The following is a 2,794-nucleotide window of genomic DNA, read 5'->3' as shown; positions in this document are numbered from 1 at the left end:
AAGCGTCACAAACTTACAGCTCCATTTGTGGGTTAGTAGAGCGTAGTAAGTGCTTATAAAGTCTGTCTGGCGCTTCTGAGGCGCTCTGATGGGAGTTTATGATAGTAAACTCGTGCATTTACCATAATAGGAATAATGAACACCGGATTTTGATGTGAATCTAAGCTCTTTCCTAGTAATTTAAGTCAGATAATTAACTAGAGGAAAGGTTAGGAGATATGATTATTGTTGATGTTCCTACATTGACTAAGAGTCTTGTTGAGTCTGGGGTTCCCGAGAAAAAAGCGACAGCCATTGCTATGGGAATTAACCAAGCAATAAGTGAGAGTGATCCTGTATCTAAGTCTTTTTTAGTGACAAAAATAAAAAAGATTGAAGATAAATGGTCTCATAAACTTTATGCAGTTGTTTTTTTTAGCGTACTCCTGAATTCTTTGATGATGTATGTAGTATTAAAAGGTCAATTTTGAACTATTTAACGTAACTGCACTTAGTGCGCACACAGATTCAGACACAAGAACGGCTACCTTTCGGTAGCCGTTCTTGTGGGAATGTGAAAAATAAAGAACAGTTCCTTTCATTTTTTTATGCAATGAATAAAATTAACACTTTATATTTTTAGGAATTATCAGATGGCTAATACAGGAAAGTGTCTTTGTGGGAATGTTTCGTTAACCGTAGAGAGTGTAACCGGTGAGGTATTGGCTTGTCATTGTCAATCATGTCGCAGGTGGGCATCAGGAGCGTTCATGCCTTTTAATGCAGGGGAATCAATAGCTTTGGACGGAGTTGATTCTATTAAGATTCATCAATCGTCGGACCATGGAGAACGTGCGTTTTGCTCTAATTGCGGTTCATCACTCTACTTTTTCTATAAACCCGATAGTACTTATATGGTATCAACAGGACTTTTTGAAGATACATCTAGTTTTAGTTTGACTAAGCAAATTTTCACAGAAGAAAAACCTAGCTTTTATGAGCTAAGCTAGATCTATTTAACGTAATGGCACTTAGTGCGAACTGAGATTTAGACACAAGAACGGCTCCCGATTAGGAGCCGTTCTTCGTTGCGCAGATGAATCCTAGCTAAGGTAACAGAATCTTAATGCTCTGGTTGTCTATTGATGACGTTGTTAGATAAATGCCTTTTAATTCGGAGGCTTTTTTGTTAAAGGAATAAAAACGTATCATTGCTGCTTTATGAGTATAGTTCAGATTTAAGACGTGTACATTTTCCCCTTGTTTAACGTAACGCCACTTAGTGCGAACCAAGCTCTTAGATGGTAATGAAACGAAAAAAGGCAGCCCTAGGGCTGCCTTTTTGAATGGGGGCGACCACATAAAAATGCGGTCACTACATCACGCTTACGCATTTTGTAGCCATAACCTCTTGATACTCAATCGCTAGATAACTATCCTACAGAGGTTAAGTTGTGATGATAGCTGACAGAAATAAGCTATCACCAACAGAATTAAAAGCCCTGCAAGGCTAATGATTCCAAGATGCATTGAGTTGTTAAAGCTCAGTGGATTGCACCAGTAATGAGATTGTAGCCCATGTACGCTAGCCCTTTCAATACTGCGCCACTCCAAGTCATCCCTCTTAACTGCAATTTTGTTTATAACCCTTTACCGAAAACCTTTTGGTTGTGGATTGAAACTATCGTGCAGTGGTTAACTCCTAGCGTTACGTTTGTCCGGTATTGAATCGTTCGGCAAGATTGTATTCTAGCTTGAGAAAGACAATGGAAGTGATTCCATAAGTCGCGGGATTGACCATTCACACAAGCAGCCTAAACCAACACGCTAAGACACCCATGCGGTATTAAGGTCTCAGTCGGCAACAGGCGAATGGTGCTCAATACAGAGTTTAGTTGTCGAGTTAGAGCAGTATTATGACTCTAGCCGCATTGACGGGTACGACCGAAACGACGGCGTATAGACGAATTTGTGTAATGGTGGTCAAACTTATATCTTTAGGTCAACAGCCTAGGGATAGACCCCCTATACACAAATCAAAATACTCCCTCCACTCAAGCGTATATTCGCCACGTTGTTATATAGAGTGATTCATTCAGATTTGTGAGAGCTGCTATATGCTTGCATGTAGAGCTTTTGCAAATCCGACAAGCGAAGCGCGTCAGAACTCCGAAAGCTATTAAAGCCATTTAAAACCTTAAAGTGGTTCACTCCTCTACTTAAAATCTTAACTGATTTCAGCCTAAAATTTATGCTAACCTGACCGCGCGCTTTTGTTTTAAGCCAGCATACACAGAGTGCACTCGCTACGCTCGTTTCTCTGTGAGCTGGAAAGGGGCGCTAACGCCCCCTTTACCCCAGTTAACCACTTCGAGAAGTGACCTCGTTCCGAGCTAACTTCCCTCAGCGGCTAGGAGAATTTTTCGTGGATAAACGAGAGAAGATAATAAAAATCAGAGCAACCGATGATGAGTACTCAGCATTAATGGAGCGAAGTCCAAAACCTCGACTTGCTGAATGGATGCGTGAATATTGCTTAGGGGCAAAATTCCCCCGAGCGAATCAAGTTCCCAATGTCGATCCGGCCTTGTTGAGGCAGCTTTCTGGAATGGGCAATAACCTAAATCAAATTGCACGAGCTCTTCACAGTCAAGATTGGAAGCCGGTTGATCGAGTTCAAATCATTGCTGCGTTATCGAGTCTTCAGCGTGAGCTGAATCTAATGAGGATGGAGAACGCGAAAGATGATAGTTAAATTTCATGCTAGGGGCGCAGGTAGAGGATCGGGACCCGTCGATTATTTACTAGGAAAAGA

Annotated in this window: 3 protein-coding genes; all 3 read left to right on the top strand. The window is 41.3% G+C overall.

All coding sequences use genetic code 11. From position 1 onward, the window contains the following. Window positions 1-218: 218 nt before the first annotated feature. The 3 genes from BCT34_RS22645 (at window position 219) to BCT34_RS22635 (ending at window position 2,734) form a co-directional block, all read left to right on the top strand. Window positions 219-470, top strand: a complete 252-nt coding sequence (locus BCT34_RS22645; RefSeq protein WP_076650763.1) for a hypothetical protein — start codon at window positions 219-221, stop codon at window positions 468-470. Window positions 471-632: 162 nt separating this feature from the next. Further along, window positions 633-989 carry a GFA family protein gene (locus BCT34_RS22640; RefSeq protein WP_076650762.1) on the top strand — a complete coding sequence of 119 codons (357 nt, stop codon included), beginning with the start codon at window positions 633-635 and terminating at the stop codon, window positions 987-989. Between the two features lie 1,415 nt (window positions 990-2,404). Continuing rightward, on the top strand, window positions 2,405-2,734 hold the full coding sequence (locus tag BCT34_RS22635; protein WP_076650765.1) for a MobC family plasmid mobilization relaxosome protein: 330 nt from the start codon (window positions 2,405-2,407) through the stop codon (window positions 2,732-2,734). The last annotated feature ends 60 nt before the right edge of the window (window positions 2,735-2,794 follow it).

The sequence above is a fragment of the Vibrio sp. 10N.261.45.E2 genome (assembly GCF_002875705.1).
In the GTDB taxonomy this organism is placed as follows: Bacteria; Pseudomonadota; Gammaproteobacteria; order Enterobacterales; family Vibrionaceae; genus Vibrio.
This window is presented reverse-complemented; position numbering and strand designations above follow the sequence as displayed.